This window comes from Geodermatophilus sp. SYSU D00710 (assembly GCF_054050195.1).
Map to the genome: position 1 here is coordinate 62,631 of NZ_JBJGYX010000011.1, position 23,232 is coordinate 85,862.

17 protein-coding genes are annotated in these 23,232 nt (G+C 77.6%); 4 read left to right on the forward strand and 13 right to left on the reverse strand.

Features of this window, described 5'->3' with window-relative positions; translation table 11 throughout:
* Positions 1–13 precede the first annotated feature (13 nt).
* The 7 genes from ACI78U_RS07435 to ACI78U_RS07465 form a co-directional block, all read right to left on the reverse strand.
* A complete protein-coding gene (locus ACI78U_RS07435; RefSeq protein WP_456874650.1) occupies positions 14–1,573 on the reverse strand; it encodes an alpha/beta fold hydrolase in 1,560 nt (519 codons plus the stop codon).
* A 52-nt stretch (positions 1,574–1,625) separates the two neighbouring features.
* On the reverse strand, positions 1,626–2,177 hold the full coding sequence (locus ACI78U_RS07440) for a TIGR03086 family metal-binding protein (RefSeq protein WP_456874651.1): 552 nt from the start codon (positions 2,175–2,177) through the stop codon (positions 1,626–1,628).
* Positions 2,178–2,310: 133 nt separating this feature from the next.
* Positions 2,311–3,294, reverse strand: coding sequence for an RNA polymerase sigma factor SigB (gene sigB, locus ACI78U_RS07445; protein WP_456874652.1), 984 nt, complete (start codon positions 3,292–3,294; stop codon positions 2,311–2,313).
* Between the two features lie 244 nt (positions 3,295–3,538).
* A complete protein-coding gene (dtd, locus tag ACI78U_RS07450) occupies positions 3,539–3,970 on the reverse strand; it encodes a D-aminoacyl-tRNA deacylase (protein WP_456874653.1) in 432 nt (143 codons plus the stop codon).
* Positions 3,971–4,018: 48 nt separating this feature from the next.
* Positions 4,019–5,041, reverse strand: a complete 1,023-nt coding sequence (locus ACI78U_RS07455) for a zinc-dependent alcohol dehydrogenase family protein (protein ID WP_456874654.1) — start codon at positions 5,039–5,041, stop codon at positions 4,019–4,021.
* A 60-nt stretch (positions 5,042–5,101) separates the two neighbouring features.
* The gene (locus ACI78U_RS07460) at positions 5,102–6,091 is read right to left on the reverse strand and encodes an NAD-dependent epimerase/dehydratase family protein (RefSeq protein ID WP_456874655.1); all 990 of its coding nucleotides are present in this window, start codon (positions 6,089–6,091) and stop codon (positions 5,102–5,104) included.
* Positions 6,092–6,133: 42 nt separating this feature from the next.
* On the reverse strand, positions 6,134–9,271 hold the full coding sequence (locus ACI78U_RS07465; RefSeq protein ID WP_456874656.1) for an ATP-binding protein: 3,138 nt from the start codon (positions 9,269–9,271) through the stop codon (positions 6,134–6,136).
* 293 nt (positions 9,272–9,564) lie between these two features.
* Between ACI78U_RS07465 and ACI78U_RS07470 the strand changes: the two genes are divergently transcribed.
* Entirely contained in the window at positions 9,565–10,356 is a 792-nt protein-coding gene (locus ACI78U_RS07470) for an alpha/beta fold hydrolase (protein ID WP_456874657.1), read from the forward strand.
* A 14-nt stretch (positions 10,357–10,370) separates the two neighbouring features.
* Here ACI78U_RS07470 and ACI78U_RS07475 read toward each other — a convergent pair whose 3' ends face one another.
* Genes ACI78U_RS07475 through ACI78U_RS07485 form a run of 3 tightly spaced genes read right to left on the reverse strand, consistent with a single transcriptional unit; the run spans position 10,371 to position 13,410 of the window.
* Complete coding sequence (locus tag ACI78U_RS07475) at positions 10,371–11,543, reverse strand: NAD(P)/FAD-dependent oxidoreductase (RefSeq protein ID WP_456874658.1); 1,173 nt, start codon at positions 11,541–11,543, stop codon at positions 10,371–10,373.
* Positions 11,540–12,799 (reverse strand): NAD(P)-binding domain-containing protein, encoded by a 1,260-nt coding sequence (locus ACI78U_RS07480; RefSeq protein WP_456874659.1) that lies wholly within the window; start codon positions 12,797–12,799, stop codon positions 11,540–11,542. The genes ACI78U_RS07475 and ACI78U_RS07480 overlap by 4 nt, the downstream gene beginning before the upstream one ends.
* Before the next feature lie 38 nt (positions 12,800–12,837).
* Positions 12,838–13,410 carry an OsmC family protein gene (locus ACI78U_RS07485; protein ID WP_456874660.1) on the reverse strand — a complete coding sequence of 191 codons (573 nt, stop codon included), beginning with the start codon at positions 13,408–13,410 and terminating at the stop codon, positions 12,838–12,840.
* A gap of 302 nt (positions 13,411–13,712) precedes the next feature.
* On the opposite strand from ACI78U_RS07485, the gene ACI78U_RS07490 reads away from it, so the two are divergent.
* A complete protein-coding gene (locus ACI78U_RS07490) occupies positions 13,713–14,180 on the forward strand; it encodes a hypothetical protein (RefSeq protein ID WP_456874661.1) in 468 nt (155 codons plus the stop codon).
* Between the two features lie 157 nt (positions 14,181–14,337).
* Here the strand turns inward: ACI78U_RS07490 and ACI78U_RS07495 are convergent, their stop codons facing one another.
* Complete coding sequence (locus ACI78U_RS07495; RefSeq protein WP_456874662.1) at positions 14,338–15,522, reverse strand: flavin-containing monooxygenase; 1,185 nt, start codon at positions 15,520–15,522, stop codon at positions 14,338–14,340.
* 137 nt (positions 15,523–15,659) lie between these two features.
* Between ACI78U_RS07495 and ACI78U_RS07500 the strand changes: the two genes are divergently transcribed.
* Entirely contained in the window at positions 15,660–16,832 is a 1,173-nt protein-coding gene (locus tag ACI78U_RS07500) for a helix-turn-helix transcriptional regulator (RefSeq protein ID WP_456874663.1), read from the forward strand.
* Here ACI78U_RS07500 and ACI78U_RS07505 read toward each other — a convergent pair.
* The gene (locus ACI78U_RS07505) at positions 16,773–18,929 is read right to left on the reverse strand and encodes a SpoIIE family protein phosphatase (RefSeq protein WP_456874664.1); all 2,157 of its coding nucleotides are present in this window, start codon (positions 18,927–18,929) and stop codon (positions 16,773–16,775) included. The two genes, ACI78U_RS07500 and ACI78U_RS07505, sit on opposite strands and share 60 nt — an antisense overlap.
* A 452-nt stretch (positions 18,930–19,381) precedes the next feature.
* On the opposite strand from ACI78U_RS07505, the gene ACI78U_RS07510 reads away from it, so the two are divergent.
* On the forward strand, positions 19,382–22,369 hold the full coding sequence (locus ACI78U_RS07510; RefSeq protein ID WP_456874665.1) for a SpoIIE family protein phosphatase: 2,988 nt from the start codon (positions 19,382–19,384) through the stop codon (positions 22,367–22,369).
* Here the strand turns inward: ACI78U_RS07510 and ACI78U_RS07515 are convergent.
* Complete coding sequence (locus ACI78U_RS07515; protein WP_456874666.1) at positions 22,329–23,057, reverse strand: ATP-binding protein; 729 nt, start codon at positions 23,055–23,057, stop codon at positions 22,329–22,331. The genes ACI78U_RS07510 and ACI78U_RS07515 overlap by 41 nt on opposite strands.
* Positions 23,058–23,232 lie beyond the last annotated feature (175 nt).

Here is a 23,232-nt window from a genome sequence, read left to right on the forward strand (position 1 = left end):
GGGACCGGCCCGCTCACTCCGCCAGGAAGTCCTCCACCTCCCGGAGGAACACCGGCCAGGCCGGCTCGTCGGCGAGCAGGACGTGGTTCCAGCTGTCGAGCGCGACGAACCGGCTGCCCGGGATCACCGACGCGGTCAGCCGGCCCTGTGCGAACGGCGGCCGGCCGTCGTGGCGCGCGTGCAGCACCAGCGTCGGCGCCCGGACCTCGGCCGCGGTCGCCACCACGTCGATGCCCGCGGCGACCTCGAGGACGTGGGCGGCGTTCTCCGGTGACGTGGTGGTGCGCTGCAGGTCGTTGAAGGCGTCCCACAGCCGGCGGGACGCCCGGGGCATGAACCGCGAGGTGAACACCTGCCGGAACGCCGGGTCGTCGCGGCCCCAGCCCAGCCGCACCAGCTCCACCTCGAGGTGGTGCTCGCGGCGGTCCTCCTCGGTCCTGGCCCGGACCAGCCGGCCCTGCAGGTAGCCGCCGTAGAGGACCAGCCGGCTCACCCGGTCCGGGTGCCGGGCGGCGTAGGTGATCGCGACCGCGGCGCCCTGCGAGATGCCGAGCAGCGGGAACCGGTCGAGCCCGGCCGCGTCCACCACGGTCTCCAGGTCGGTCACCCAGCTCTCGAAGGTCGGCTCCGGGACCTCCCAGTCCGACAGCCCGCAGCCGCGCTCGTCGTAGCGGACGAGCCGGTGCCGCCGGGACAGCGCCAACAGCCAGTGCCGCCACACCGGGCTGTGCCAGTCGTGGTCGACGTGGGTCATCCAGTGGGCGGCCTTGACCAGCGGCGGCCCGGTCCCGGAGCACGCGTAGGCCAGGCGCACGCCGTCGGGGCTGCGGCAGAACCGGATCTCCTGGGACAGCCGGCCCTCGTCCGCGGCGCTCAGCCGCCCGCGGGCGCGCAGCGCGGCGGTCAGCTCGGCGCCCAGCCGGGTCGCCTCCGGGCCGGGACCGGTGCCCAGCTCGCGCCGCAGCGTCCGGTCGAGGTCCTCGTAGCGGGCCAGCGCGCCGGGCAGGTCGCCGCCGGCGGCCAGCTCGCGGACCAGCGCGACGGCGGCCGCCTCGTCGAGCGGGTCGAGCGCCACCAGGTCGGCCCACCGGCGGGCCTGCCGCAGCAACTGCCGCCGCAGGCCGCCGAGGCGCTCGCGCGGTCCGGCCGCCCACCCGGTGTAGACCTCACCCGGGAGGGGCTCGGCGGGGAACCGCCGCAGCACGTCGGCCGCCGCCTCGGGCGAGCCCTCCCGCAGCGCCTCCGCGGCGGCCGCCTCGAACTCCTCGACGTCCACCTCGACCGGCGTCCCGGGCACCAGGGCGACCGTGCCGTCGCGCAGCACCACCGCCTCCGGCGAGCCCAGGGCCCGACGGGCGTAGTGCGCGGCCTTGTGCAGCCGCGGCGCCGCGTCGGCGAGGTCGAGATCCGGCCACATCAGGTCCATCACCTGCTCGCGGTGCGCCTGCCGGCCGGGGCGCAGCGCCAGGAGCTTCACCAGCCCGGCGGCGTCCCGGCGGGTCCAGGCGTCCTCCGGCACCCGGCGGCCGTCCACCTCGACGGTGAACGGCCCGAGCAGCCGCACGGTGAGCACCGGCCCATGGTCGACCCGCGGACCGCCTCGCGACCAGGTACCGGCGCCCGCGTCAGGGCCGGCGGCCGGTGAAGGCCAGCAGCTTCGCCTGGTCGTCGGCGTCGTCGGGGACCGGCACGCGCGCGCCGTAGTGGCCGCTGCCGCGCATCGCGGCGTCCCACGGCTCGATGCCGGCCAGGAACCCCGAGACCTCCGCCGCGTCCAGCGTCTCGTCCTGGCCGGTGGCGCGGGCGAGGTCCCAGGCGTGCACCAGCAGGTCCATGAGCCCGGTCATGGCGACCAGCTCCTCGAGGGTCATCTCGCCCGCGCGGGTGGCCGTGGGGAGCCGGGCCGTGGCGGGGTCGGCCAGCAGCGCCGAGATCGCCGCGTCGGCGGCCCGCCAGGCACCGGCGGGGTCGTCGTCGACCGAGGGCATCCCCGGCAGCGGCCGGCCGATGGCGCCGAGGTAGAGCGACGGCATCCACTCCACGAGGTGCCGGACGACGTCGCGGGCGACCCAGCCCTCGCACGGCGCGGGGTCGTCCCAGCGGTCCGGGGGGACGCCGTCGACCCGCCGTCCGAACTCGTCCGCGAGCTTCCGCCACCGCTGCGCCGTCGTCGCCACGGCCCGCCTCCTCAACCGATCGGTTGAGGACGAGCCTGGCGTGCACCGCTGCGGCTGTCAACGGCCGCGCAGACGCCGAGAGCCGGCTCCCCGCGGGGAACCGGCTCTCGGCGGCGTGCTGCCGGGACGGCTGCTACGCCAGGTAGTCGCGCAGGGCGTCGGCGCGCTGCGGGTCGCGCAGCTTGGCCATCGTCTCGCGCTCGATCTGGCGCACCCGCTCGCGGGAGAGGCCGAACTGCTTGCCGATCTGCTCGAGGGTGCGCGGCTGGCCGCCGTCGAGCCCGAAGCGGAGCACGACGACGTCGCGCTCGCGGTCCTCCAGCGTGGAGAGGACGTTGCGCACGTCGCCCTTCATCATCTGGAAGGCCACCGCGTCCTCGGCCACCGCGGCGTCGGCGTCCTCGATGAAGTCACCGAGCCGGGACTCCTCGTCGGCACCGACGGTCTGGTCGAGGCTGACCAGGTCGCGGCTGTACTCGAGCAGCTCGGTGACCCGCTCGGGGGTCATGTCCAGCTCGAGGCCGAGCTCCTCGGCGGTGGGCTCGCGCTCGAGCTCCTGGTGCACCCGGCGGCGGGTCCGCACGACCTTGTTGACCTGCTCGGCCAGGTGCACGGGCAGCCGGATGGTGCGGCCGGAGTCGGCCATCGCGCGGGTGATCGCCTGGCGGATCCACCACGTCGCGTAGGTCGAGAACTTGAAGCCCTTGGTGTAGTCGAACTTCTCGACGGCGCGGATGAGGCCGACGTTGCCCTCCTGGATGAGGTCCAGGAACGTCATGCCGTGGCCGGTGTAGCGCTTGGCCACCGACACCACCAGGCGCAGGTTGGCCTCCAGCAGGTGCCGCTTGGCGGCCTTGCCGTCGATCGCGAGGGCCTTGTAGTCGCGCTGCAGGGCCGGGGTGAGCTGCCGCTCGGCCAGCAGCCGCTCGGCGTACAGGCCGGCCTCGATGCGCTTGGCCAGCTCGACCTCCTGCTCGGCGGTCAGCAGGGCGGTCTTGCCGATGGTGTTCAGGTACACGCGCACCAGGTCGGTCGACACCAGGCCACTGGTGTCCGGCTCGCGTCGCGGCGAGCGGACCTCGAGGGCGTCACTGGGGGAGGACTGCAGGAGCGTCACGGGATGTCTTCGTCCTTGCCTGTGGTTCCGGATGCACCCGCCGGCTGGCGTGCACGGTGGGTCACCCGCGTCTGGGGTGGGGGCGCCGCTGTCCGGGCGGCACCCCGCTGTCGTCTGTTGTCGTCCGTTGTGTTACGCCCCGTCCAACGGTTCCGACGGGGCCTGGTGTTCCGCGTGACCCGCAATCACAGGCAACGCACAGACCGTGTCTTCGGTCACCACCAGTACCCGGCCGGTCGCTGGATCAGACCTCCAGCAGCAAGGTCATCGGTCCCTCGTTGACCGACCCCACGAGCATCCGGGCCCCGAACACCCCCGTGGCCACCTCGCTGCCGCGCCGGCGCAGCTCGGCGACGACCTCGGTGACCAGCGGCTCGGCCACCTCGCCGGGCGCGGCGGCGTCCCACGACGGGCGCCGTCCCTTGCGCGTGTCGGCGTAGAGCGTGAACTGGCTGACGACCAGCACCGGCCGCCCGAGGTCACCGGCCGAGCGGGCGCCCTCGTCGGTGGGGAACACCCGCAGCTCGTGGATCTTCCGCGCCAGCGCGCGGGCGCGGCCGGCGTCGTCGTCCCGGCCGACGCCGACCAGCGCCAGCAGGCCGGGGCCGATCTCCCCGACGACGGCGCCGTCGACGGTCACCGAGGCCGACGCCACCCTGCTCACCACCGCACGCACCGGCCCATCCTGCGCGACCGGCCGGGAACCGGACGGCGGCGGGCGAGGTCAGGGCCGCAGCAGCGTCTTGATCGCCCGCCGCTCGTCCATCGCGCGGTAGCCCTCGGCGGCCTGCTCGAGCGGCAGTTCGAGGTCGAAGACCCGCCCCGGGTCGATCTGGCGCCGCCAGATGAGTTCGATGAGCTCGGGCAGGAAGCGGCGCACCGGGGCCGGCCCGCCGTGCAGGTGCACGTGGGTGAAGAACAGCTCGTCGCCCGGCAGCGCGACGTCGTGGGCCACGCCGACGTAGCCGACGTGCCCGCCGGGGCGGGTGGCGCGGACGGCCTGCATCATCGACTCCTGGGTGCCCACGGCCTCGACGACCGAGTGCGCGCCCAGCCCGTCGGTCATCTCCCGGATCCGCGCCACGCCCTCGTCGCCGCGCTCGGCGACGACGTCGGTGGCGCCGAACTCCCGGGCCAGCTGCTGCCGCGTCTCGTGCCGGCTCATCGCGACGACCCGCTCGGCCCCGAGCTGCCGCGCGGCCAGCACGGCCAGCAGGCCGACCGCGCCGTCCCCGACGACGGCCACCGTCTTCCCGGGCCCGGCCTGGGCGGCGACGGCGCCGAACCAGCCGGTGCCCAGCACGTCGGAGGCGGCGAGCAGGCTCGGCACCAGGTCGTCGTCCGGGAGGTCGGGGGTGGCGACGAGGGTGCCGTCGGCCAGCGGGACGCGGGTGTACTCGGCCTGGGCGCCGCTGGCCGCGCCGGGCTGCCGGTTGACGCAGGAGGTCTGGTAGCCGGCGCGGCAGATCTCGCAGGTGTTGTCCGAGGCGAAGAAGGAGCCGACGACGAACTGGCCGGGCCGGACCGTGGTGACCTCGCTGCCGACCTCCTCGACGACGCCGGCGTACTCGTGACCCATGGGCGAGGGCCCGCGCACCTCCTCGACACCGCGGTAGGGCCACAGGTCCGAGCCGCACACGCAGGTGGCGGCCAGTCGGACCACGGCGTCGGTGGGCTGCTCGATCGCCGGGTCGGGGCGGTCCTCGACGCGGACGTCGCGGGGGGCGTGCAGGACCGTTCCTCGCATGACGGGTCCTCCGGGGTCGGTGGGGTCGGGCCGGGGGCCACCGCGGCGGCCCGCCGTCGCCTACCCGTGCCGGGGCCGCCCCACCCGGGACGGTCCAGGACCCCCGCCGGGTGCGGCACCGAAGAGCTCGCGGAAGCCCTCCCGCCAGCTCGGGTGGGCCGGCTGCCAGCCGAACTGCTGCCGGGCCCGGTCGTTGCGGGCGCCGCGCAGCTGGGTGCCGTAGTAGACCGTCTGCGGGCCGAGGTCCCGCCCGGCGACGTCGGCCGGGACCACCGCCGGCTCGGGGGCGCCGAGCAGGCCGGCGAGGTACGGGACCCACTCGCGCATCGGCGCCGGGTCGTCGTCGACGACGTTGTAGACCCCGGGCGCGCCGCGCTCGACAGCGACGGCGGTGACCGCGGCGGCGTCGTCGACGTGCACGAAGGGGTAGCGACCCTCGCCGTCGCCGACGACCGGCTGCCGGCCGGCCCGGACCGCCTCGGCGAAGCCCCCGCCGGGCGCGAAGCCGGTGCCGGGGCCGTAGAGGAACCCGTAGCGCAGCACCACGCCCTCGATCCCGTCGGTGCCGAGGACCGCCCGCTCCAGGGCGAGGGCGGCGGCGGTGTGTCCCCCCAGGGCGCCGGGCGCGTCGGTGTACGGCGGGGCGTCCTCGTCGAGCAGCCAGGGACCCTGGGGGGCGGTGGTGAAGCTGGCGCTCTGGGCGACGACGCGGCGGGCGCCGGCGGCACGGGCGGCGTCGACGAGCACGGGGGTCACCTCGGCGCGGAGCCGGTTGGTGTCGGCCAGCCAGGCGCCGTAGTCGGCCGCCGGCCCGGACAGCGCGGTGAGCTGGTGGAGCACGACGTCGGGGCGCGCGGCGGTCACGGCGGCGCGCAGAGCCGGGGCGTCGAAGGCGTCCACGACGGCCGGCTCGGCGCCCGCAGCGCGCAGCTGCCCGGTCCGGGCGGGGGAGCGGGTGGTCGCGGTGACCCGGTGGCCGGCGGCGAGCAGCAGCGGCAGCAGCGCCCGGCCGAGCACGCCGGTGCCGCCGGCGAGGAACACCCGTGCCACGTCGATGCCTCCTCGATGCCTCCTCGATGCCTCCCCGGCGCCTCAGGTGCTCCGGGCCGGCACAGGCAGCGGGGCGCGGCACCGGTCGGCGTCCAGCGGCTGCCCGGCGGTCGCGAAGCACTCCGCGGCCTGCTCGAGCAGCCGGTGGCCGCCCTCGGGGTCCCCTTCGGCGTGCGCGAGGTGCGCCCGCGCCTCGAGGATCGCCGCCTGCCACGCGGTGCCCTGCCACAGCGCGGCCGACCGCTCGGCGGCCCGCAGGTGACCGCGCGCGGCCTCGACGTCGCCGACGTCGGCGCAGGCGATCGCCGCCGGGACCGAGACCATGACCTGGCAGAAGTGGCAGTGGTCCTCCGGTCCGACGGTGGCCTCCGCCCGCCCGACCGCCGCGTGGGCCTCCTCCGGGGAGTCCGCGGCGAGGATCGCGGTGCCGTGGATGCGCTGGAGCAGGTGCATCGGGATCGGCGACCACCGGGCCAGCGGCAGGGCCTGCTGCAGCAGCCGGCGGGCACCGGCGCGGTCGCCCTGGTGCACGCGCAGCTCGGCGAGGCGCTGGAGCGAGTGGGCCTCCCCGGCGGGGGCGCCGATCTCGGCGTGCAGGTCGGCCGCCTCCCGCAGGTCGTGCTCGGCGGTGGCCAGGTCGCCCGACAGCAGCGCCGCCTCGCCGGTGAGCGCGCAGGCGAACGCGACGGCGCGCAGGGCCCCGGCCCGCTCGGCGGTCTCGCGCAGAGCCCGCCCGAGTGCGATGACCTCGGCGTACGGGGTGGGCCCGTAGAGGAGGTACTCGGCCACGCACAGGTGGGCGTCGAAGACGGCGGTCGCGATCGCCGGGGCCTCCCGGGTCCGCTGCAGCTCGTGCCGCAGCCGGCGGAACCACTGCCCGCCGTTGTGCGCGATGAGGCCCTGCAGGGCCACCAGGTCCAGCAGGCGCCAGTCGGTCGCGGCGCCGAGCCGCCGCCGCGCCTCGTCGGCCGCGGCGCGCGCCCCCTCGAGGTCGCCGGAGAACCAGGCGAGGTTGCCGCGGGCCAGGAGGATGGCACTGTCGGCCGCGCCGCCGTCGGGCTGCAGGCCGCTGAGTGCGTCCGTCGCGGTGTCCAGGTCGCCGTCCATGCTCGCCGCCTGCGCCAGCCGCGCGAGCAGCACCCGGCGGGCGTCCCCCTCGGCGGCCGCGACGGCCTCCCGGCAGGCCGCGACCGCGCCGCCGTCCCCGACGGCCATCAGCAGGTCGGCGCGCAGCGCCAGCATCCGGGCGCGGTCGGGCCCGGCGGCGGCCTCGCGGACCTGCTCGACGAGGTCGAGCGCGTCACGGTGGGCGCCGAGGGCGGCGCTGGTCTCCGCGGCGGTCAGCAGGTGCGGGACGGCGGCCGCGGCGTCGCCGGCGCGCACCAGGTGGGCCCCCACGCGGGCCGGCGCGGCGCCCACCGCCTCCAGCGCCGCCGCCGCGTCCCGGTGCAGCCGCTGCAGCCGGTGCGGCGGGAGGTCGGCGAGCAGCCGCTCGCGGACGCGGTCGGTGCGGAACCGGTAGCCGACGTCGGCCGGCTCGAGCAGCCCCGCCGCCAGCACGGCGTCGAGGTGGCCGAACGCCGTCTCCTCGTCGACGCCGGACAGCGCGACGAACTCGTCGGTGTCCACCGTCCCCCCGGCGACGGCGACCCGGCGCAGCACCTCCTCGGTCCCCGGTGGGCAGGCGGCCAGCAGCCGGCCGACCGGCAGCCGCCACGCGTCGCCCGTGCCGATCCCCGGGAGGAGGGCGACGACCCGGCCGGGGAGCCCGCCGGACCAGTCGTGCACCTCGCGGGCCAGCCGCTCGGCGGGAGGGGCGCCGAGGTGCGCGGCGAGCAGGGCGGCCGTGCCGGCCGGCGGGAGCGCCGGCAGCCGCAGGTCGACCGCCGGGTGCCGTCGCAGCAGGCTCTCCCGCACCCGGCCCAGCCGGCTGTCGCGGGGGACGTCGTGGTGCCCGGCGACGAGCAGCACCCGCTCGGTGGGCGCGACCCGGGCGAGGTAGTGCAGCAGGCGCACGCTGCCGTCGTCGGCCTCGTGCAGGTCGTCGACGGTGAGGACGGCGCCGCCGCCGCCCGCGGCCAGGCGGAGCAGCTCGGCGGCCGAGACGAACAGCCGCTGGTGCCCGCCCTCCCCGGACCAGGTCAGCTCGCCGCCGCGCAGCGCCCGCTCGATCTCCTGCCGGTAGGCGTCGTCGAGCCCGTCCAGCAGCGTCGGGTGCCGCCGGCAGAGGTCCGACAGCGCCTCCAGCACCGGGGCGTAGGGCCACCCGCCCTCGGCGTCGGAGCTCGCCCCCGCGCCCACCCGCGCCCCCTCGGCCGCCGCACGGGCGCGGACCCAGCCGAGCAGGGCCGAGGTCCCGGCGCCGGCGGGGCCGCTGACCAGGACCGTCGTCCCCCGTCCGGCCCGGGCCTCCCGCAGCGCCCCGTCCAGCCGGTCCAGGACGGCCTGCCGGCCGACCAGCCGGGGCAGGCGGGGGCCGGGGGCCGGACCCGGGGAGTCGCCCGCCAGCCGGTCGCGCAGCGCGAGGGCCTCCGCCGAGGGGCCCACCCCGAGCTCGGCGCGCAGCGCCCGGTCCAGCCGCTCGAACTGCCGCAGCGCCCCGCGCCGGTCCCCGCGGTCGGCGGCGGCCTGCACCAGTGCCAGGTGGGCCTCCTCGTCCGCCGGCTCGATCCGGAGCAGGTCCGTCCAACGCCGGCCCGCCCGCAGCACGTCCAGGTGGGCCTGGCGGACGGCGTCCCGGTCGGCCTCGGTCCACGGCTCGAACGGGTCGTCAGGCAGCAGCGGGCCGCCGTGCGCGGCCAGCGCGGCCTCGACGTCGGCCGCCGCGCCAGAGGCGACCGCCGCCCGGGCCAGCCGCAGGAAGCGCTCGGCGTCCACCTCGACGCCGGCGCCGGGCAGCAGGCTCACCGTGTCGCCGCGCAGCACCACCGCGGCGCGGTCCCCGAGGGCGCGCCGGGCGTAGTGGGCGGCGGTGTGCAGCCGGGGGGAGGCGTCCTCGGGGGGCAGGTCCGGCCACAGCGCGTCGAGGACCCGCTCCCGGTGCAGGCTGCGCCCCGGCGCGAGGGCCAGCAGCTTCACCAGCGCGGACGCCGACCGCCGCGTCCACGCGGCGTCGGGGACCTCGCGGCCGTCCACGGTGACCGCGAAGCGGCCCAGGAGGCTGATCTGCACGTCCACCATCGGTGGTCCGTTCCGTCGTCGTCGTCGTCGTCGGTGTCCGGTGCCGGCCCCCGCGGTCCCCGCCCGTCCGGGCCGGCCTGCGCCCGGGTCGATCAGGGAGCATCCCGCGTCGGGTGTCTCCCGCGCCAGGGTCGTCGTGCGCGCGTCACGAGCCGGCGCCTCGACGGCCGCCGACCCGGGTGGGACGCTCGGCACGCGTCGGGTCGCGGTCCGGTGCGTCCCGACCGGCGGGACCGGCACGGCCGGCGGCACCGGCCGGCGGCACCGGCCGGCGGCATCGTCGAGGGGCTGCCGTGGACGTCGTCGAGGCCGGCGGACGGACCATCGCCTACCACCGCGCGGGGGCGGGGCCGCCCCTGCTGCTCCTGCACGGTGCCTGGAGCGACGGGCGGGAGTGGCGGCCGCAGCTCGACGGGCTGTCGGACGAGTTCGACGTGGTCGCGTGGGACGCGCCCGGCTGCGGCGCATCCCCCGACCCGCCGGCGGACCTGACCCTGGACGAGTACACCGACGCGGTGGCCGCGCTCGTCGGCGCGCTCGGGCTCGGCCGGGTGCACCTGTGCGGCCTGTCCGCCGGCGGCGTCCTCGCGCTCGCGGTGTGGCGACGCCATCCGGAGTCGGTCCGGTCCCTGGTGCTCGCCTCGGCCTACGCCGGGTGGCGGGGGTCGCTGCCCCGCGAGGAGGTGGAGGCCCGCCTGCGGCGGGTGCGCGCCGAGCTCGACCGCCCGCCGGCCGAGTGGGTCGACGACTACCTGCCCGGGTTCTTCGCCGGCCCCGTGCCGCAGGAGACCCTCGACCTCGTCCGCGGCGTCGTGCTCGACGTCCGCCCGGCCGGGACGCGGTCCATGCTCACGGCGTTCGCCGACGCGGACCTGCGCGACGTGCTGCCGACCGTCACCGTCCCGACGCTGCTGCTCCACGGCTCCGAGGACGTGCGGGCGCCGCGACCGGTGGCCGAGGCGCTGCACGCCGCGATCCCCGGGTCCCGGCTGGTGGTCCTCCCCGGCACCGGTCACGTCGTCAACCTCGAGGCCCCCGACGCGTTCGACGCCGAGGTGCGGCGCTTCCTCCGCACCGTGCCCTGAGGCTGCGGGGGTCCTCATGCGACGGCCGTGGCAGGAGGCCGGTCGAGGGCCAGCAGGGCGTCGATCTCGTCGCTCATCGCGGCGCTGAGCTCCCGCAGCAGCCGGCGCAGCTCCTCCTCGGTCCAGTCGTGGGCGGCGACCCGCTCGGTGACGGTGAACAGGGCGTCGGAGAGCCGGTCGCGCTGCGACTGGAACGCCGCAAAGGCGGCCGCCTCCGGCACCCGGCCGGACAGGGCGTCGGTCAGGGCGAGGGCCAGCAGCTCGGCGTCGCGGAGGGCGTCGCTCATCCCGTGGGTGCTCAGCGGGTCCTTGAAGTACCCCGCGTCGCCGACCAGCGCCCAGCCCGGGCCGCCGGCGCGGCGGAGGAACCCGGGGACGCCGCCGAAGCCGCGCAGCCGGCCCACCGGCCGCGCCGCCGCCACCCGCTCGGCGGCCGCGGGGGAGACCGCGGTCAGCAGCGCGCCGAAGCGGTCGGCCGCCGTGCCCGGCAGCTCCCGGAAGCGCTGCGCCGACGTCCCGGTGAAGACGCAGACCAGGCCGTCCTCGGTCGGGATGAGGCCGGCCGAGGCGCGGTGCCCGTAGAACCACTCGTAGCCGTCTGCGGGGAGGTCGGCGAGGTAGCCGTACACCACACCCGAGGCGCCGCGACCCTGCCGGTCGACGGGCGCGCCGGCCCAGCGGGCGACGGCGGAGCGGACCCCGTCGGCGCCCACGGTGATGCCGGCCGGCACCTCGAACCGGGCGCCGTCGCGGTCCTCGCCGTGCACGCCGGTGACCCGGCCCCGGGCGTCGCGGAGCAGGCCGGTGACCCGCACCCCGTGCCGGACCTCGGCCCCGGCCTCCACCGCGGCGTCGACCAGCAGCGCGTCGAGGGTCGTGCGCCGCGGGGCGTAGAGCGCGTCGACGCCGGCCGCCGGCCGCAGCGTGATGCGGGTGTCCCCGCTCAGGTGGTGGAAGGTGGTCGTGCGCACCGGCGGGACGCCCGCCGACACCAGCCGGCCGAGCAGGCTCCAGCGGTTGAGCTGCACCACGCCGGTCCGCATGAGGGCGTGGGTGGAGACGGTGTCGCTGCCGTACGCGCCGCGGTCCAGGACGAGGACGCGCAGCCCCCGCCGGGCCAGGTGCAGCGCCGTCGAGGCGCCGGCCACGCGCCCGCCGACGACCACCACGTCGTGGCGGGCGTTCACGACCGGCCCCGCAGGGGCACGCCGGCGCGGCGCCGGGCGGGACGGACGGCGTCCAGGTGCGCGGCGACCAGGGCCGCGTCGTGCCGGGAGCCGCCGACGGAGGTGCTGTTGCGGCGGGTCTGGAAGCGCTGGCCGACGGTGAACAGCCCGGGCAGCGGCGTGGTGCCGTACCGCTGCCGCACCTGCCCCGTCCCGTCCAGCGCCGCGGCGGGCAGCCAGCGGTGGTCGCAGCGGTAGCCGGTCGCCCAGACGACGGTGCCCACGCCGGCCGCGGCGAGGTCGAGCCGCGCCGGGCCGTCGTCGAGGGCGAGCGGCGCCGGAGGGTCGGGCTCGCCGACCTCGCGGTCGAGGCCGGTGGCCGCCGCGTACCCGTCGAGGCGCTGCAGGAGGCGGCGCAGCCGGTCGTCCGCGACGGCGACGGTGCCGGCGAGCGAGCGGTCGAAGGAGACGACCGCGCCGTCCGCCGCGGTGAGCCGGCCGGCCACCCGCACCCCCGCGGCGCGCACCGTCCCCAGGTCCAGGTCGGCGGCGTCGGGGCGGCCGACCAGCTGCAGGGAGGGCTCGCGGCGGGCGCGCACCGGCACCTCGTCGACGCCGCGGTCGAGCGTCCCGACCGCCTCGAGCCACCACAGGACGTCCATCCCGCGGTAGCGGCGCGGCAGCCGGGTGTGCGACCCGGTCGCGAGCACCACCTCGCGGCCGGCGCGGGCGAGCTCGTCGGCGATCTGCAGACCCGAGGCGGAGGCCCCGACGACCAGGACGCCGCCGGGCGGCAGCTGCCCGGGGTTGCGGTAGGCCGCCGCCGGGACCTGGACGACCGACCGGGACAGGCCGGCCGCGACCGCCGGGACGGCGGGCACGTCGCAGGCGCCGGTGGCGACGACGACGTTCGCGGCGGACCAGGTGTCCCCGCCGGTGACCACCCGGAAGCCGTCGTCGGCGGCCTCCACGGCGAGGACCGGGGTGTCCTCCACCACCGGCAGCTCGAAGGCGGTCGCGTAGCGGTCCAGCAGCTCGGCGAGCTCGGCCGCCGTCATGTACCCGTCCGGGTCCGGGCCGCCGTACTCGTAGCCCGGCAGCCGGGTCATCCAGTTGGGGGTGAGCAGGCGCAGCGAGTCCCAGCGCTCGCTGCGCCACCGCTCGGCGGTCCGGCCGCGGTCGAGGACGACGTGGTCCCGTCCGCGCGCGGTCAGGTGGGCGCTCATCGCCAGCCCGGCGTGGCCGGCCCCGACCACGACGGTGTCGACGGCGTTCATGGTCCTGTCCTCCCTCGGTCGGGGCCGGCCCGGGCGGGTCAGGCGGTGGCGACGTCGACGTGCACCGGCACGCCGTTGGTGAGGACGTCGTAGACGGCCGACCGGCGGCGGGACTGCTCGACGAGCTCGCGCAGCTGCTCCTCGGGGGCGTCGCCGCGGACGTCGAAGTGGACGCGGATGGCCGAGTAGCCGTTCCGGACCTCGTCGGAGGTCCCGAGGATGCCGCGCAGGTCGATGTCGCCCTCGACGGTCGAGGTCACCTCGGACAGGTCGATGCCGCGGGCCGAGGCGATGTTGACCAGGCCGGCGGTCAGGCAGGCGGCGATCGCGTGCAGCAGGAACTCGACCGGGGTGGGGCCGTTGTCCTGGCCGACGAGCACCGCGGGGTGGTCGGCGTCGCAGGTGTGCTCCTGCTCGTGGGTCATCTCCTGCATCGCGCCGTAGAACCCGGAGAGGGTGCTGCGGCTGTGCGTGCCGGCGACCCAGCGGTTGTCGGCGCGGAAGCGGAAGCGGGCGATCTCCGGCGTGCCCTTCACCGCGTCGATCGTGGCGAACAGGGTCGGCACGTCCACGCCGTTGCGGGCCGGGCGGGCGGTCTCGGTGGTGGTCATGTCCGGTGTGCTCCTCGGTGTCGGGAGGCCCAGGTGGCCTCACGCCGAGGACGTTAGGAACGGCGCCTTCCACCGTCCTTCCGCCAGCAGGAGGCCGGGGAAGGTCACCGGAAGACCGGTCCCCGGCCGTGCACTTCCGCGGACGTGCACGGCCGCCGGTCGCGGACCAGACGGACGCGGGGACTGACCGTGCGTAGGCGCCGGGCACCGACCGTCCTGACGCGCTCGGGACGACGGCTGCGGAGGCCGCGGCGGTCGTCGATCGCCCCCCACGGCCGTGCCGGGAGGCCACGGTGTCGGCCATGACACGGGACCGCAGCCTGCTCTGGACCGGGGCGCTGGCCGGGTACGCGGCCAGCCGGACGATGGACGCCGTCACGACCTGGTTCCACGGCCGGCAGAGCGAGGCGTCGAGGAAGCGCGAGCAGGAGATCGCCCCCGGGGGCATGCTGGTCCAGCTGGGCACACAGCTCGGCCGCGCCACGGGTCGCGACGTCGACGAGGCGACGGCGGGCCGGGTCGGGCTGGCCGTGCACCGCACGTTCGGCGTGACCTACGGCGTCATCGCGGCGGCCCTGGTGCGGCGGGGGGTGCGGCCGATGGTCGCCGGCCCGCTGGTCGGGGCCGGGGCCTTCCTGCTGGTCGACGAGGGCACGTCGCTGTCGACGATGACCGCCTACCCGCTGGTGAGCCACGTCCGCGGCGTGGTCGGCCACGCGACGGTCGGGACGGTGATCGGCGTCCTGCTCCGGCTGACCAGCCGCTCCTGACGCGGATCCCCGGCGTCGGCCGTTCCCGGCAGACCTGCCCGCGCCGGCCGTCGGGGTCCGCGCACGAGGAGACCACGTCCCGCGCGACGTCGTCCTCGTCCACCGGGGCGCCGTCCGACGGCCCCTGTCCCGGGCCCGGTCTGCAGCGGCCTCCGGGTCAGCGCCGCGGCGACACCTCGCGGAGGACCGCCGCTGCGGCCGCGGTGGCCCGGGGACCCGCGGCCGCCAGCAGGCCGGGGCGCATGCCGAAGTTGACGAAGCGCAGCCCGGGCAGCGCCGGTCGGGCGTCGAGGGCCCGGGGGACGCCGTGCCCGTCCAGGACGCCGAGGTGGCCGACGAGCGGGTCCAGGTCGGGGCGGAAGCCGGTGGCGGCGACGACGGCGTCCACCTGCTCGGTCCGTCCGCCGGCCAGGTGCGCGCCGTCCTCGCCGAGGCGCTCCACCGCCGGCACCACGGTGATCCGTCCGGCACGGAGGTCCCTGACGACGGCACGGTCGACGACGGCCGGACCGGCGTCCCCCGGCCGGCGCATCCGGGTGAACGGCCCCTCGGCGGGTACCGGCAGGCCGACGCCCCGCAGATCCCCCAGCGTCAGCCGCCGCACCTGGTTCGCCACCGCGTCGGCGCGGCGCGGCGGCAGCCTGCACAGCAGGTGGACCACCGGGTCGCCGGGCAGGCCCCCGACGGACCGGGGCAGCACGTTGGGCGGTGTCCGGACCGACAGCAGCACCCGCCGGGCCCCACCCGCGGCAAGGTCGTGGGCCACCTCCATCCCGGACGAGCCGGCGCCGACCACCAGCACGCTCCGGCCTCGGTAGGGGGTCGCGTCGACGTAGTCGGCCGAGTGCACGACCGGCGGACCCGGCGGGGTTGTCAGCTCGTCGGGCAGGACGGGCCGGGCCAGCAGGCCGGTCGCTACGACCACCTGGGTCGCGGTCACCGGCCCCGTGGTGGTGGTGACGGTCCAGCGGCCGTCGGTCCGGTCCAGCCGGAGGGCCCGGACGCCGGTGCGCAGGTCGATGCCGTGGTGGACGCGGTAGGCCGCCAGGTAGGCGACCACGTCGTCGCGCCGGGGGAAGACGGGCACCCCGTGCGGGTAGCGCAGGCCGGGCAGGGTCGACCAGGCCCGCCCGCTGTTGAGCCGCAGGGACCGGTAGCGGCTGCGCCAGGCGGCGCCGGCCGCGCTGCCTCGCTCGAGGACCACGGTGGGGACCGCACGACGGGTCAGGGCGGCCGCGACGGCCAGGCCGGTGGTCCCGCCGCCGATCACCACCACGGTCGTGCGCGTCCCGGGCCCGTCGTGCCGGTCCGGTACCGGTGGGGTCGCGGTGTCGGTGGACATGTCCCCTCCTCGCGGTCTGCCGGGGTCAGCCTCGGCGGTCGGGCGGCCGTGTTCCACCCCGCAGCCGGGGGGTCTTCGGCGCCGCCGGGTCGCCCGACGGGGGTGACAGCAGCCCCCGGCAGGTGGACCGTGGGGGGATGAGCGCGGCCCCGCCGGCGGCGCCGTCGCCGTCCGCCACCGGTGCGGTCCTGCAGGCCTGCGGCCGGGTCCAGCCGCCGTTGGCCCTGCTCGGCGACGTCGCCCGGGCCGTGCGCCGCTCGGTCCCCCATGCGGCCGCCGGGTGGCTGGTCACGGATCCTGACACGCTGCTGGGGACGGCGATCCTGGCCGACGGTGTCGACCCGGTCCTGCAGCGCCGGTTGATCGAGCACGAGTGGTGCAGCGACGACGTGAACCGCTTCGTGGCGCTGGCGCACCGGCGCCGTCCGGTGTCGCGGCTCAGCGCGGCCACGCACGGGGACCTGGGCCGCAGCGCCCGCTACCGCGCCCTCTACGCGCCGCAGGGGTTCGGGGACGAGTTGCGCGCCGTGTTCCGCGCGGGAGGGCAGTGCTGGGGTGCGGTCTGCCTCACCCGCGGTGCGGACGCGCCGCCGTTCGCCGTGGCCGACGAGGTGCTGCTGGCGCGCGTGGCCGGGCACGTGGGGGCGGCCCTGCGGACCTCGCTCGCCGTCCGGGACGCCGACCGACCGGGTGAGCCTCCGGAGGCGCCCGGGGTCGTACTCCTCGACCGAGGGGACGTCCACGCGGTCACCGGCCCGGCCGAGCGGTGGCTGGCCGAACTGCCGGTGGAGGAGCTGCCGCTGCCGAGCGTCGTCTACGCCGTCGCCGCACGGGCCCGGCGGCTGGCCGCTGGTGGGGACGCCGGCCGTCCGGCGCGCGCGCAGGTCCGCGGCCGCAGCGGGCGGCACCTCAGCGTGCACGCTGCGTGCCTGGACCCCCCGGATGGCGGTACTGAACGGGTGGCGGTGGTCCTCGAGCCCGCCCGGCGCAGCGAGGTCGCGCCGCTCATCTGCGCCCTCGCCGAGCTCACCCCTCGCGAGCGCGAGGTGACCCAGCTGCTGCTGCGTGGGGAGGCCACCGCCGACATCGCCCATGCCCTGTGGATCTCCCCACACACGCTGCGCGGGCACGTCGCATCCGTCTTCGCCAAGCTGGGGGTGCACAGCCGGCCGGAGCTGTGCGCGCTGCTTGCCGAACAGCACGAGGCCAGGCTCCTCGCCGGCCGGCACCCGGCCGGGGACGAACGCAGGTCACGAGGGGAACCGGGTCGGCTCACCGTCGGCCGCGTCGGGCTCGACGCCGACCGGTGAGGGAACGGCACCGACCGCGGCGGAGGAGCCGGGTCGCACGGCGGACGCGCCGGGGGCGAGGTCCAGCGCGGACGGCTGCAGCCGCAGGCAGATGAGGACGACGTCGTCGTGCAGCTGCTGGCCGCCGGTCAGCTGCTCCATCACCGCGTCGCACCAGGCCTGCGGGGAGGCGCCGTCGAGGCGGCCGGCGACCGACGCCAGTCGGTCCAGGCCCGCGTCGAGGTCGGCGTCGCGGCGCTCGACGAGGCCGTCGGAGTACCACAGCAGCATGGAGCCGGGTGGGACGTCGACGGTGGCCTCCGGGCGCGGCTCGCTGGCGGCGGCGAGCGGCCGGGACCGCCCGCCGGTGAGAAACTGCGCGTGGTGGTCGCTGACCAGCAGCGGCGGCGGGTGGCCCGCGCACGCGTACTGCAGCCGGCCGGTGGCGGGGTCGTACTCGCCGTAGCCGATCGTGGTGAGCCCCGCGCCCGGGATCGTCCACGACGCCCGGTCGAGCGCGTCGAGGACCGCGGCCGGGCCGTCGTGCGGCGCGGCGGCCAGGACGCTCAGCGCCGAGTGGAGCCGTCCCATCGCGGCGGCGGCCCGCAGGTCGTGGCCGACGACGTCGCCGACGGCGAACCCGACCCGGCCGAACGGCAGGGGGAAGGCGTCGTACCAGTCGCCACCGATGTCGTGGTGCTCGTCGGCCGGGCGGTAGCAGCCCGCGAACCCCGCCCCGGGCAGCTCGCCGGGCACGACGGGCAGCAGGGACTGCTGCAGCTGGTGGGCCACCTCCCGCTCCTCCTCGTACAGCCGCGCCCGGTGCAGCGCGGGGGCCATGAGGTCGGCGAGCGTGCGGGACATCGCGACGACGTCGTCGTCGATCGCGCCGTCGTCGGCGAACCGGAACTCCAGTGCGCCGAACGTCGTGCCGGACACCCGGGCCGGGACCGCGAGCGCGGCGGGAGCCCAGACGCGGACCGGGGCGTGGCGCCGGGCAGCGGTCGTCAGCGGTGACGGGTCGCCCAGCGACACGTCGGTGACGCCCGGCCCGGCCGTCGTCCAGACCCGCAGCCGGGTGCCGTCCCGGTCGGCCACCCCGACGGCACCGGAGTCGGCGAGCAGGCCGATGCCGGAGCCGACGAGCACCCGGGCGACCGCCTCGGTGGTCGCGGCGGTCGCCAGCCCGGCGGTCACCTCCTGCAGGGCCTCCACCCGGCGGCGGGCCGCGACCTCCTGCCGGGACACTGACCGGGCGCGGTCCCGCTCGGCGATCTCGACGGCGAGCAGCCAGGCACCGAGGACCGCCACGGCGATGAACAGCTGCAGGACGGCGGCCTCCGCCCGGGGGGTGTCGCTCAACGCCGCCCACGGGCCGTGCCCGGCCACGGTCATGACGTTGGCGGTGACGGCGACCACCAGGCCGGCCTGGGTGACCACGGCCACCCCGTGCCGGAGCGCCAGCCAGAACAGCCACGGCAGCGTCAGGTACGCCACCGGCACGATGACCGGCCAGAACACGGCGACCGTCACCCCGGCGGTCAGCACCAGGAGCAGGGCGCGCCGGCCCGGGCCGGGGGCGCCGGGCCGGTCCCGGTCCAGCCGCCGGGTGAGCACGGCTCCGGCCACCACGAGGACCCCGAGCCCGTCGCCGGCCCAGAACGGGAGCAGGCCGTCCAGGACCGCCGGTCCCTGCGAGAGGCGGATGGTCAGCGAGCCGACCACCCCACCCACGAAGGGGCCGGCCACCACACCGCAGGCCAGGAAGGCCCCGAGGTCGCGGCGGCGGCTCAGGTCGGGCTGCGGGGCGAACCGGCGGAACAGGGTGGCGCCGACGAGGGGCTCGGCGGTGTTGGCGAGCGCGAACCCCCAGGCCGCGACCGGGCCGATGCCCTGGGTCCGGTCGACGGCCACCTCGACGAGCGCGGCGGTGGCCAGGACCCACGGCCACCGGCGACGGTCGCTGAGCACCAGCGCGGAGAAGGTCACCCCGGCCGGCAGGAACAGGACCGCCCCCGTGCTCGACGACTCGAACAGCACGAAGGACGTGAGGGACCCGGCGGCGTACCCCGCGGCGACGAGAAGCACCAGCCGCCAGGGCACGGGCACACGCGTCATCCCGACCTCCGGCGCCACGACGCGGCGGGGCCCGTGCGCACGACGGCGGTGGGGATCGGCTGCATCGGCGCAGCTCCGGACCCGGAGGATCGCTCACTGAGCGGCGGCTCAGCGGCACGCGTTTCCGACCGCCGAGCCCGGGTAGGTCAGCGGTGCCACCTGCGACCGCCCCACACCGTTGCGCTGCCGACCGCCAGGCCGGCGTCGCGCGGTGCCCGCCCAGGACGACCACTGCTGACCGTAGAGGCAGTCTAGGCGCGGTGGTCGCGCGCCCACCAGGGCTGCGAAGCTCCTCGCGGCGGCCGTCGGAGACGACCCGCACCGACCGTCCGCGGGGTCGGACGAGGGGCCCAGCGGTGGCAGAGCACGATCCCGGAGCACGCAGGACCGTCGCCCACGTCCCACCGGAGCCCGGCCCGGGTGCTCCCGCCCAGCCCGCCGGGGTCCGCGAGGTGGGCGGACCGGCTGGCGGGGACGACGAGGCCGGCCGGGCGGCCCGCCGCGCCGCCGAGGAGAACGCGGCCCGGATGCGGGCGATGGTCGCCGGACTCAACGCGATCGTGTGGGAGCGCGACCCGGGGACCTGGCGTTTCCGGTTCGTCAACGCCCGTGCCGAGGAGGTGCTGGGCTACCCGGTCCGGCAGTGGCTGGACGAACCCGGCCTCTGGCAGCGGATCCTCCACCCGGACGACGCCGACGAGGTGCTCGCCGCCGTGCGCGCCACCATCGCCGACGGCGAGGACCTGTCCCTGACCTACCGGGTCCGGGCGGCCGACGGGCGGTGGGTGTGGCTGCAGCACCTGGCGTACGTCGCCCGCGACGAGGGCGGGACCCCGACCGCCCTGCACTCGGTCCTCGTGGACGTCACCGACTCGAAGCGCCGTGAGCGGGCCGCGGAGCTGCTGGCCGCGGCCGGCCGGGTGCTCGCCGGTCCCGGCAGCGTGGAGGAACGGCTCGCGACGGTGACCGGCCTGCTGGTGCCCGACCTGGCCGACTGGGCCGCGGTGTGGTTGCGCGGCGACGACGAGCGGTACCGGCCGGTGGCCGTCGCCCCCGCCGGCCTGGCGGGCCCGGTCCGCACCCTCGGGTCGGTGCGGGTGCCCGACCAGTTCGCCGCCGAGCTCCGCAGCGGCCGCGCGTTCGCCGTCCCCGAGGTCACCGAGCAGCTGTTCCGTGCCGCGACGACCGACGAGGTCCAGTTCGCCGCCCTCAGCGCGCTCGGCGGTACCAGCTGGCTCACCGCGCCACTGGTCGACGGCGGCGCCGTCGTCGGACTGCTCACCCTGACCGCGCAGGCGCCGGACCGGTACGACGGAGCCGACGTCGCCCTCGCCGCCGACCTGGGGCAGCGCCTGGCGACGATGGTGGCCGCCGAGCGCCTGGCCGCCCGGCGACGGCAGCTGCACGAGATCACCGTGGCGCTGTCGGCCGCCGGCACGGTGGCCGACGCGGCGGCCGCCCTCACCACCGGGCTCCGCGACGTGCTCGGCGCCTCCGCCGTCGCCGTCTGCACCCTCGGCGACGACGGGCTGCTGCACACGATCGACGTCGTCGGCGCCCCGGCCGGGCGCTGGGATCCCTACACCACCATCCGGCTGACGCCGTCGTCGCCGCTCGGCGACGCCGCGCTCACCCGCCGGCCGGTCTGGCTGCCCGACCGGGCCACCGTGGTCGACCGCTATCCCGCCGTGGCCGACAGCATGTCCGACCACACCCAGGGCGTCGCCGCGCTGCCGCTGCTCGTCGGCGACCGGCTGGTCGGTGCGCTCGCCGTCACCTTCCGGGCGCCGAGGCCCTTCGACCACGACGAGCGCGGGTTCCTGCTCGGCGTCGCCGACCAGGTGGCGGTCGCGTTCGAGCGCGCCGCACTGGCCGACGTGCGGCGGGTGATGGCCGAGACGCTGCAGCGCAGCCTGCTGCCCGGTCGGCTCCCGGTGGTGGACCGGCTGGCGGTCACCGCCCGCTACCTGCCCGCGGTGCAGGGCACCTCCGCCGGTGGGGACTGGTACGACGTCCTGCCGCTGCCCGGCGGTGCGGTCGCGGTCGCCGTCGGCGACGTCGTCGGCAACGGCGCCCCGGCTGCGGCCGTGATGGGCCAGCTGCGCAGCGCGCTGGCCGGCCTGCTGCTCGCGGGACTCCCACCCGCGCGGGCGCTCGAGGTCCTGGACCGCTTCGCCGGCCACGTCGCCGGGGCGCGGGTGAGCACCGTCGCCTGCCTGCGACTGGAGCCGGACACCGGCCGGCTCGCCTACAGCTGCGCCGGTCACCCGCCACCGCTGCTGGCCGACGGCGGCGGGGTCACCGGCCGCTCCGACTACCTCGACGGTGGGCTGGGCCCGGCGCTGGGCCTGCCGCCCTCCGGACCCCGCCGGGAGGCGACCCGCACCCTGTCGCCGGGAGCGACGCTGGTGCTCTACACCGACGGGCTGGTCGAGCGGCGCGGCGCCACTCTCGACGACGGGCTCGACCGGCTCGCAGCCGCCGTCACCGCCCGGCGGTCGGATCCGCTGCCGGCGCTCGTCGACGGCGTCCTCGGTGACCTCGTCGACGGGAACGGCAGCAACGACGACGTCGCGGTCGTCGCGGTCCGGCTGCTGCCCGCGCCGCTGCGGCTGGACCTGCCCGCGGAGCCCGTGCGGCTGGCGCAGGTGCGCCGGGCGGTGCGGCGCTGGGCCCTCGACGCGCGCCTGCCCGCCGGTGCGGTCGAGGACCTCCTGCTGACCGTCGGCGAGGCGACCGGGAACGCCGCCGAGCACGCCTACCGCGACGGGGACGGCCCCGGCCGGGTCGTCGTCGAGATGGGCCTCGACGGCGCCGGCGTCGCGGTCTCGGTCGCCGACACCGGCACCTGGCGCCGGCCACCGGCCGACCCCGGCTCCCGCGGCCGCGGACTGCAGATCGTCTCCGTCCTCGCCGACGACGTGGACCTCTCCGCCGGGCCCGCCGGCACCACGCTGCGGTTCGTGGTCCCCCTCGCTCCGCGACCGGAGGCACCCCGCCGCCGGGCCGCCGTGGAGGAGGTCCGCGTGGTGCAGCGGCCCGACGAGCAGCCGGCCACGATGGAGGTCACCGACGTCCAGGGCCGCCGGTGCCTCGCGCTGGCCGGGGACCTGGACCTCGCCGGGACCCGCGCGATCCGGGAGCGCCTCCTGGCCGAACTGGCCGACTCCCGTCCGGTCACCGTCGACCTCACCCGGCTGGGCTGGATCACCAGTGTGGGCGCCGGACTGCTGCTCGAGGTCGCCGACCGCGCCGGGATCCACGGCGACCTGGACTTCCTGCTCCCGGCGACCGGACCGGCCCGGCGGATGCTCGACCTCACGGGACTCGCCCCGGCGCTCCGGACCGGAGCGGCCGGCCCCCGGCCGCACCGACCGCAGCCCGCCGGCCAGGGGAGGGTCAGCGCACGCGGGATCCGGCCGCCGGGCGGGGCGCGGTGATGACCGTCCAGCGCGCCCGCTCGGCCTCCAGGCGGGCCCGCCTGGCCGCGCTCCGGAACCGGCGCGCGACGTCGGTCCGACCGGCCGAGTCCGCCTGTCCGGCCAGCGTCTCGAGGGTCCTGGCGGCCCCGGCCGCCGTCTCGGCGAGGTCCTCGGCCAGGCGGACGGCTCGCTCGGTGGCCCGGTCGACCCGGTCGGTCCGGAGCAGCTCGAGGTAGGGCACCCGCGCCCAGACGACCTTGCCGTCGTCCTCGGCGACCCAGCCGTGCGCGCCGCACACCCGTGCCACCAGGGACAGGCCCGTGCCGCCGTGCGCGGGGTCCCGCCCGATCGCCGGGACCGGCGGCAGGTCGGTGGCGGTGTCGCTCACGGCCACCAGCCAGCCGAGCCGCGGCGCGGTGACCGTGACGCCCACCGGCGGGCGGCCGTGCCGCAGCGCGTTGGACACCAGTTCCTCGGTGACCAGCAGCAGCCGCTCGCCGCCGTCGCACCCCGCCGGCAGCCCGCCGTCGTCGATGGCCGAGCGCAGGCGGCGGCGCAGACCGGCCAGCGCCGCAGGCGTGTCCGGCTGCTCGGGCCACGTCGCCGGCCGGCCGAGCCAGGGCGCCGGAGGTGGGCGCCGCGCCCACACGCTCGGCCCCGTCCGCGCCACACCCCCGGTGCCGAGTGGCGGTCGCTGGTCGTCCACGGGAAGGCCCCTCGGCTCGAGCCGGACGGCGGTCGTCGCGGGAGGAGGGAGTCCTCCCGGCGCCCGGAGCCGCCTGCTCGGCCCTGGTCGACCGGACCAGTCTGGCACCCGGACGCGGCCGCGCGTCTCCGTCGGGCGTCCGCGGGGACCCACCCGCGCCGCTGCCCGTCGCTCG

Coding starts and splice junctions, on each gene's coding strand:
- ACI78U_RS07455 (WP_456874654.1), bottom strand. CDS start 5,041: ATGCGAGGAACGGTCCTGCACGCCCCCCGCGACGTCCGCGTCGAGGAC.
- ACI78U_RS07465 (WP_456874656.1), bottom strand. CDS start 9,271: ATGGTGGACGTGCAGATCAGCCTCCTGGGCCGCTTCGCGGTCACCGTG.
- ACI78U_RS07480 (WP_456874659.1), bottom strand. CDS start 12,799: ATGAACGCCGTCGACACCGTCGTGGTCGGGGCCGGCCACGCCGGGCTG.
- ACI78U_RS07485 (WP_456874660.1), bottom strand. CDS start 13,410: ATGACCACCACCGAGACCGCCCGCCCGGCCCGCAACGGCGTGGACGTG.
- ACI78U_RS07490 (WP_456874661.1), top strand. CDS start 13,713: ATGACACGGGACCGCAGCCTGCTCTGGACCGGGGCGCTGGCCGGGTAC.
- ACI78U_RS07495 (WP_456874662.1), bottom strand. CDS start 15,522: ATGTCCACCGACACCGCGACCCCACCGGTACCGGACCGGCACGACGGG.
- ACI78U_RS07500 (WP_456874663.1), top strand. CDS start 15,660: ATGAGCGCGGCCCCGCCGGCGGCGCCGTCGCCGTCCGCCACCGGTGCG.
- ACI78U_RS07505 (WP_456874664.1), bottom strand. CDS start 18,929: ATGACGCGTGTGCCCGTGCCCTGGCGGCTGGTGCTTCTCGTCGCCGCG.